The sequence below is a fragment of the Mycoplasma sp. 4423 genome (assembly GCF_054353855.1).
The window spans coordinates 1-8,081 of sequence record NZ_JBTHHJ010000022.1 but is presented as its reverse complement, the minus strand read 5'-3'; the positions used below and the strand labels follow the sequence as shown (position 1 = coordinate 8,081).

Genomic DNA, 8,081 nt, shown 5'->3' with positions numbered 1-8,081 from the left:
TCACCTGATACCATTCCGAACTCAGTAGTTAAGCCACTTTACGCCGACGATAGCCCAACGGTGAAAATAGGAAGCTGCTTTTTTTATACCTTTTGAGCAGCTTCCGAAAGGAAATATATGAAAACATTTAAAATTTGAAATAATGATAAAAAGCAAGAAGTTTTAGAATATCTTTATAAAAAAGACCCGATTCAATATTTATTTTTAATCTCTGATATCGAACAATACGGTTTACAAAATCAAAATATTAAAACTTTTGTTTTATATAACAAAAAAATAGAAGCAATTTTTTTAATGTTTTATTCTAATTTAGTTGTGTTATTTGATACTGATGCTATAAATATAAATGAATTTTTGAAAATATTAAATAATGAAGACATTCAAAACCTAATTATTGATACAAATTTTTATAACTTTTTAAATAAACATAAACTTATTGATTCGCTGGATTATATAGTAGAAAAAGAACAGATTGCTAAGTTAGATGTAAATATTTTTAACATGCAGACAAAAGACTTTTTAGCTAAATCTAAGCCAGTAACTGAAACTGACATCATAGAGGTTATCAATTCTAAAAAGCAAATTAAAGAATGAGGTGATGTTAGTGGACATACTTTAAATGTAGAATATTTAACTAATGAATTAAAAAGTGGATATTATCAAGCATACATCATTAAAGATGAGCAAAAGGTTATCTCACATGCTTCTATAAGTGCTAAAAACAAACAAGTTGCTATGATTGGTGGAGTATATACATTAAACCAATATCGTCGTCAAGGACTAGCTTATGATTGTGTAGTTAATTTAATTAGAAAACTTCTGTCTCAAAACCTAACACCTGTTTTATTCTTCAGCAATCCTGCTGCTGCTAAGATGTATTATAAACTTGGTTTTAAAGACTATGGACAATTATTTGTATTGCATAAATAAAAGCACCACAATGGTGCTTATTTTATTTTTCTATCTTAATTTTGACACTTGGACCCATTGATGCTGAAACGGTAAGGTTTAACATATATGTTCCTTTAACAGCAGCAGGTTTAAGTTTTTTAATTAAGTTAATCAAGGTTTTTGCATTTTCAACTAATGCTTGTGTTGACATACTTGATTTACCGATTAATGAATGCACGATTCCAGCTTTATCAGTACGGTAATTAGCTTTTCCTTTTTTAAGTTCTTCAACAGCTTTTTCAGGTGCAGGAGTAACAGTTCCGGTTTTAGGATTAGGCATTAAACCTTTTGGTCCTAAAACTTTTCCATATTTACCTAATAAAGGCATCATTGTAGGGTCAGCAACCATAACATCAAAGTCAAAATCACTTTCTTTAATCTTTTGTTCAAGAGCAGGACCATCTAAAACAATATCTGCTCCAGCATCTTTAGATAATTTTTGTTTTTCTACATTATTTGTAGCAACAAGAACTTTAACAGTTTTACCTGTTCCGTTTGGTAATAATACTGCACCTCTAAGTTGTTGGTCAGCTTTACGAACATCTAAGTTTAAATTAAATGCTAAGTCAATTGAAGCATCGAATTTAGCATATGAAGTTTTTTTAGCTAATTCAATCGCTTCTGACAAATCATAAGCAATAGTTCTATCAAATGATTCACGAGCATTTTTTAGGTTTTTTGAAATTCTTTTTGCCATTATTCTGCTCCTTCTTCTGCTTTATCATCTGAGTGTGTATGCACTTCTATAGCTTGACCTTTAGTTTCGTTTAATTTAGTTTGTGCCTCAACAAGAGCGGCCTCTTTTGCAGCAGCAGCAGATGCAGCCTTTGCAGCTGCTTTTGCTTCAGCCTTTGCTTTGAAGATATCATCATAACCTTCAACCAAAACACCCATTTGTTTTGCTGTTCCAGCAACTGTTGCCATTGCAGCATGGATATCATTGGTATTTAAGTCAGGAAGTTTGTATTCTGCAATTTCTTTAAGTTGTTCTTTTGTAATTGTTCCAACAATAGTTGTTTTAGAGTTTTTTGAGCCTGATTTTAATTTTGCTGCTTGCATAATTTTATATGAAGCAGGTGCTGTATAAAGTTTAAATTCAAAACTTTTATCTTTATATACTGTAATTTTTACAGGAACTGGTTCATCGCCTCTGTCTCTGGTTGCATCGTTAAATGCTCTGGTAAATTCAGGCATATTAACACCAACTCCAGCTAAGGCTGGACCTGGTTTAGCTTTACCAGCTAAAAATTGAAGTTTAGCAACACGGTGTATTTCTTTTTTTGCCATTTTTAAAATCCTTTCGATAATGGTGGTCTGTGATTTAATAATCTCCCACTTGTGGCAATTAATAAATTGCTTTTTAATTATATTAAAAAAATTTTTTTTCAAAAACCTTTTTATAAATATTATTACTCTATACACAAGAGATAAAAGTTATTCAAAATCTATCATTTCAAATTTATCAGGATGACTTTGAATTTCTTTTTGTAATTTATATTTGAATGAATTTGGATTATTTTCACTTTCATATCCTAAGTAATCATAATCATATGAATTCAATAATCCAAATCCGTATCCATTATCACCAAGATTTTGCATAAACAATGCTACCATATTCATATCTTCATCGAAAACTAAACTACCCGACGCACCTGATGTTAAATCATACTTGTTATTAGGTAAATCATTTAAAATAAAACTTCTAAAATTTCCATATTTAGCAAACTCAGGTGCCTGTTGGTTGATTACAATATCATCAATTCGATTAATAATGTGTTCACGGTATCTTAGCCCACTATTTCCTGCATGTGAATCTTGAGGAAAAGAACTAAGATAAAATTTTACATAATTATCTGCACTTAGATATTTTGCTTGCTTACTTAGTTTTAAGTTAGGTAATTTTTTTCAGTTGTTCAAATAATTTAATACTTTTAAATCATTTGAATTTTTAGCTCTTTTTATCAGCTGTGCAATATCAATAATATTTATTGAAATGTCTGCTTCATTTAAATTACCTTGTCCATAAGGATCAGAAACCAACTTACCTTGTTTATTATATTGATTAGTTGCTTGTCAGAAGTTCAAAATAAAATCATTTCTTTCAACATCGATTGATATATCATTTGCTCAACTATTTACTTTTTTATCATCAAAATCAGGGATTAATAATTTTTGCGGTATTCGAGGATTACCCCAATTATTATTAAGGATGTCACTAACATGTCTGTTAGTGATAAAGTAATACCTTTGATCATTTATATCAGTAGGTTTAACCTTAGCAATCATAGTAGAAGTTCCACCACCTAATACAAATACTCTTGCTTTAATCTTATCAAACATTGCATTTTGCTTATTAATTATTCGTTTACCACTATATACCATATCTTTTGGATTATATGCTAAACCATTTGATGCTAATTTTGCATATAAATCATCTGTATGATAATCTTCAGATAATGAAAAATTCATGTCATCATTTTGGTTTGCTAAATAAGTAATTTCAGTTATTGTGGAAAATTTATCAAACATATCCTTATTTACATCATCAAAACTAAATGATTTTGTGTTTTGAGGTTGCAAAACAACTTTTATCTTATCATTATCAAGGCTTGTAGCAAATGAATAACCATTTATATTACCTTGAATCAACTTATCTTTAAGAAGTTCCTCTAAATCTATATCAATAACAATTGGTTGACTCTGAGTCTGTGTGTACATCTGATTTAGTATCTTGATAAATGTAAATCTAATTTTTCTTTTTGAAAAAGGTTTATTCAAAAAGTTTTTAATTTCTTTTTTAAAAATAAGATTATTATTTTGGATTTTAAGTTCATTATTTTTTATATGTGAAAGCATTATTTGATGTTTTAAAACATTAATACTATCATTATTCTTCAAATGCACTTTTAAATCAGGAACATAAGAAAAAACTGATTTTCTAGGATTTTCATCCATATTTGGATAAAATCACTTAGGAAAATCACTATAGACTTGCCCTTGTGAAGTTATATATGTAAGAACTTTTTGCATCTCTGTTCTAAAGTAATTTGATACTATATTAATATTATGTTCACTATTTTCTAATATAACAGAGTTAGGAAAAGAAGATTTATCAAAAATTTGTTTTGGGTTGTTTATATCACCTGGATATGTTAAATTAGAACTAGAATCAATTTTTTCTGTTGGAGAAAATTGATATTCTGTATTTGGTTTTTGACTTTCTTTTTTCTCAGATTCGATTGGTTTTTGTTCATTATCTGGTTTTTGTGAATCCTTGTCTTTATCAGGCTCTGTTATTTCTGATTTTCCTAGTTGCTCATTGTTATCAGGATCGATGGGTTTTTTTGTTTCAACAGGTTTTTGTTCTGGACTTTGCTTTGGTTGCTGTGGTGTTTGTGGTTGGGTCTCGTCTGGTTTTGGTGCTTCTTTTTTTGCAGGTGGTTCAGTAGGTTTAGGTGTACTTGGAGGTTTATCTTTACCTATAATTTCTATTGGGTTCGATGGTTGCTGCAAAATTATTCCTTTATTTGGATCATGCACTTTTTGTGTGTTTTCAGGTTTATGGGTCACATTACTCTGACAAGAAACATAAAGCACCGATGACGATACTAAAATTATGCTTAATAAAGATTTAATTTTCATTAACGTTTTGTCCTTGAGTAATAATATGTATTAAGCAATGAATTAACTTTATCATCAACCCCTCATAATCTTGCGTGGATGATATTTTTATCACTTTCATCTACTTCATAGATTTTTACTGCTTTAACATCGTAGGTATTATCATCCGATACAAAATAATTTCTACGAATTAACTTGTAATCAAGTTGAGTAGATGGGGTATAATTAATTAAATTAAAATTGGTTACATTTGGATACTTTTCTGATAAAACTTCAAAAAACTTAGGTGCCATATCTTCATCGATAATCATATGCGAAAACCAATAACCCATTGTATTCAAAACTTCTTCTGTTTCTTCTTTAACTTGTGATTTTTTATAATTTTCATCTTCTTTTTGCTTTATATTGAAATAAAATTGCTCAAAAAACTCTTTGAATAACGGATTATCAAATTTTTTAACAGCTAAATCACGAAAATTTTGTAAGTCTGCATCATGAAGTTGATCGTGTTCTAATGTTTTCTTATAAATTTCAATTAATTCATTTTTGAAATTGTTAAAAATTGTTGTTGGATCGGGACTAAATTTATATTCTTTATTATTTTTTTCAAGTTCTTCTGCTGCCACTAAAAACACATCGCGCATTTCAGAAGTGAGATATTCATCATACATATCAATAATATTTTTGTTAGTATTAATGTTATTTAAATGTGCATAAAAAGCATGTGAAAGATTATGATACAAAGTCTTTTCAGTTGGTTTGGAAATAGTTTCTGAAACAACTAAACCATCTACTAATAAGATGTTTTCACGAAATTTTATTGCTTCTACTGTTCCATCATCAACAGTTACATTTTTCTCAACTAATTTACCATCTTTATATTTATTAAAGGTAAATCCATTATCAGCTGCATAATAAGTATCCAAAGCATCTCCGTTATACATAATAGCTGAATTTACATTACCGTTTTTTGTATTTAATAATGCTTGCACTATGGCTTGTCCATCTCCGTTAAATGACAATGTATTTGATGTATTAGTAATATTTTGTCCAGTAGATTTATTAACCATCTCTACAAAACTATTAACTATTCTTTCATAATTATCTAAATCTACCTTACCACTATGTGGTGTAAGTTTTGTTGCTTTTTTAGGAAAATAATAAGAAGAACCATACAAAAGTTCAGCACGCACTGCATCGGTTAACACCATATGTTGATACCCGTTTTTAAAAGCTGTATTTATTAAGTTAAATAAAGAATTAGGTTTCAAGTATTCGGAATATAAATGTGTATCTTCTTTTTGTGGGTCAACAAATTTAGATGTGTTTTTAGGATCTTTTGCTTGCTGAAGTAATTCATCACGATTTTTTTGAAAATCTTCATCAGTTAGTAATTTTCCAAAAGTTTGATTTGTCAGTTTACCACTTTGTTTATGCTTTGCATAAGCAAAAACTGCATCTTGGATATAATAAGGAACAAAATATTGTCATAAATGCTTTTGTGGTCTATCAATATCCTTTAATTCTTCATCATAACTAGCAAGGTGATTAAAAACTATCGGTGTATAAATTTCTTGTAATTTCTTTTTTAATTGGTTTTCGGTCTTTATCATCTGATTTGGGTCACTTATTTCAAGTAATTGGTTAAAATCTATTGGTTTAATTAATCCTTTTTTAATTAAACCAATTGCTTGAAAGTCGCTTCCGATTCCCGCAACGGCTTTATGGTTATTTAATGCAATAGTAAAGTCTTGAATTTCATTAAATTCCTTATAATCAAAGTCTTTATTAATAAGGTCTCGATTAACATCATCGATATATGATTTATAGTTAAAAAATGCTGGTTTAAATGGTGATTCTACCTTTGCAGCAACTACTGCTGCGACTGCAATTCCTGCTGCAACTGCTCCTGAACCGAGCAATCATCTTTTGGTGTATTTACTACTAAAAATGTTTCTATTTTTTTCCATCTCTTCCTTGAGTTATTTTTTGTAAAATTATTTTATTAAATTCTGAAAATTCAAAAGAAAAAAATAAAAAAAGCTCGGATATCCAAACTTCTTTTAGCATCATAAGCCGTGTTCTGTTCCTTAAAAAAGGTGCTGATAATTTATCTAACATAAAATATGTTTTGCTTGCTAATTCATTTATTAACTTACAATTCCCCTACCAAATTTGGGTTTCTAGTTCATGGAGTTTACCGCGTTTCACAATTCTCGTCTCTGTGGCACTAGTCGTCTAAGCTTAAACTTATTAGGTTTAACATGATCACTACTAACATCGCAGTTAGTACTAGCACGGACTTTCCTCTACTTTTTAAAGCAGCTATCAGCTAATGCAAAAGATATTATATATCAATTATGTGTATTAAATAAATTATTTTGCTTTCATAAAGCAAAATGAATACTTATAAAATTTATATTTTATAATTATGTTTTTTATAAAAGATAGATATAATTTATAGGATTTTTCAAAATTATAGAAAAAGGGAGGTTTGTTTGGCTAACATTAAATCTAAGATCAAAAGCATTGTCAAGATGGAAAAAGCTCGTCAAAGAAATGCTGCAATGAAATCTAGAGTTAAAACCGCTATCCGTAAAGCTCGTGAAGCAGTTTTAGCAGCAGATGAAAAGGCAGCATTATTAGTTGCACAAGCTCACCAGGTAATTGCTAGAGCAGTTACCAAAGGTGTTTTCCATAAAAATAAAGGTGCTAGAAAACACTCACGTTTAGATCAATTCGTTAATAAGACAAAAGAATCTAAATAAACTTTGACAAGCTAAGGCTTGTTTTTTTAAACCTTTATTCACAACTTTATTCACATTTTGATGAATAATTTGTAGTTTCAATTACTTTTAGAAAAATAATTTATAATATAAAAATAAAGGTGGTAGAAATGGTAAAAAAAATACCGAAGATTAGGTTTAAAGAATTTAATGAAGAGTGGAATTATGAAGTTTTAGGGAATCTTGTTGATAAACAAAAAAGTGATTTGAAAGTTTCAGAAATAAAAACTGATGGAAATGTAGATATTTATGGTATTGATGGAAAAATAGGAAAAAGTTTTTTGAGAGAAACTTTTAATGAAGATATTGTAATCATATCAAAAGACGGTTCAGTTGGTAAATTACAAATATTACCTAAAAATTCTTGATTTACATCAACATTAGAAGGAATTTTCATAAAAGAAAAATCATTAATTAATAACAATTTTCTTTATCTGGTTTTAAATAATATTAAATTTGACGAATTTGTTGTTGGAACAAGTATCCCACATTTATATTTTAATGATTATAAGAATCTTAATATTTTCTTGCCTTCTTTAAATGAACAAAAAAAGATATCAAAATTAGTTTTTTCGTTAGATTCATTTATAAAACTAATTCAGCAAAAACTCGATTTTTTTTATTGTGTAAAGCAAACTTTTTTATCAAAAATGTTCCCTGATCAAAATTCAAAATTTCCTAATATTCGTTTCTCTGAATTTACTCACGCTTGAGAACAGGAGG

Annotated in this window: 7 protein-coding genes and 1 other RNA gene; 3 read left to right on the top strand and 5 right to left on the bottom strand. The window is 28.7% G+C overall.

Annotation, left to right across the window (positions count from 1 at the left end; all coding sequences use genetic code 4):
• The first annotated feature begins 117 nt into the window (after nt 1–117).
• Entirely contained in the window at nt 118–930 is an 813-nt protein-coding gene (locus ACXYRN_RS04010) for a GNAT family N-acetyltransferase (protein ID WP_458607754.1), read from the top strand.
• A gap of 22 nt (nt 931–952) precedes the next feature.
• On the opposite strand, the gene rplA is transcribed toward ACXYRN_RS04010, so the two are convergent.
• The 5 genes from rplA to rnpB form a co-directional block, all read right to left on the bottom strand.
• Entirely contained in the window at nt 953–1,648 is a 696-nt protein-coding gene (gene rplA, locus ACXYRN_RS04005) for a 50S ribosomal protein L1 (protein WP_458598172.1), read from the bottom strand.
• A complete protein-coding gene (rplK, locus tag ACXYRN_RS04000; protein WP_435128655.1) occupies nt 1,648–2,238 on the bottom strand; it encodes a 50S ribosomal protein L11 in 591 nt (196 codons plus the stop codon). The genes rplA and rplK overlap by 1 nt, the downstream gene beginning before the upstream one ends.
• 147 nt (nt 2,239–2,385) lie before the next feature.
• Nucleotides 2,386–4,593 carry a hypothetical protein gene (locus ACXYRN_RS03995; protein ID WP_458607753.1) on the bottom strand — a complete coding sequence of 736 codons (2,208 nt, stop codon included), beginning with the start codon at nt 4,591–4,593 and terminating at the stop codon, nt 2,386–2,388.
• Entirely contained in the window at nt 4,593–6,542 is a 1,950-nt protein-coding gene (locus ACXYRN_RS03990; RefSeq protein WP_458607752.1) for a type 2 periplasmic-binding domain-containing protein, read from the bottom strand. The genes ACXYRN_RS03995 and ACXYRN_RS03990 overlap by 1 nt, the downstream gene beginning before the upstream one ends.
• 98 nt (nt 6,543–6,640) lie before the next feature.
• An RNA gene (rnpB, locus tag ACXYRN_RS03985) (RNase P RNA component class B) lies at nt 6,641–6,912 on the bottom strand.
• 158 nt (nt 6,913–7,070) lie between these two features.
• Between rnpB and rpsT the strand changes: the two genes are divergently transcribed.
• Together rpsT and ACXYRN_RS03975 are read left to right on the top strand one after the other, a co-directional pair.
• A complete protein-coding gene (rpsT, locus tag ACXYRN_RS03980; protein ID WP_458607751.1) occupies nt 7,071–7,340 on the top strand; it encodes a 30S ribosomal protein S20 in 270 nt (89 codons plus the stop codon).
• Between the two features lie 128 nt (nt 7,341–7,468).
• On the top strand, nt 7,469–8,081 hold a 613-nt coding region (locus ACXYRN_RS03975; protein ID WP_458598165.1), incomplete at its 3' end, for a restriction endonuclease subunit S.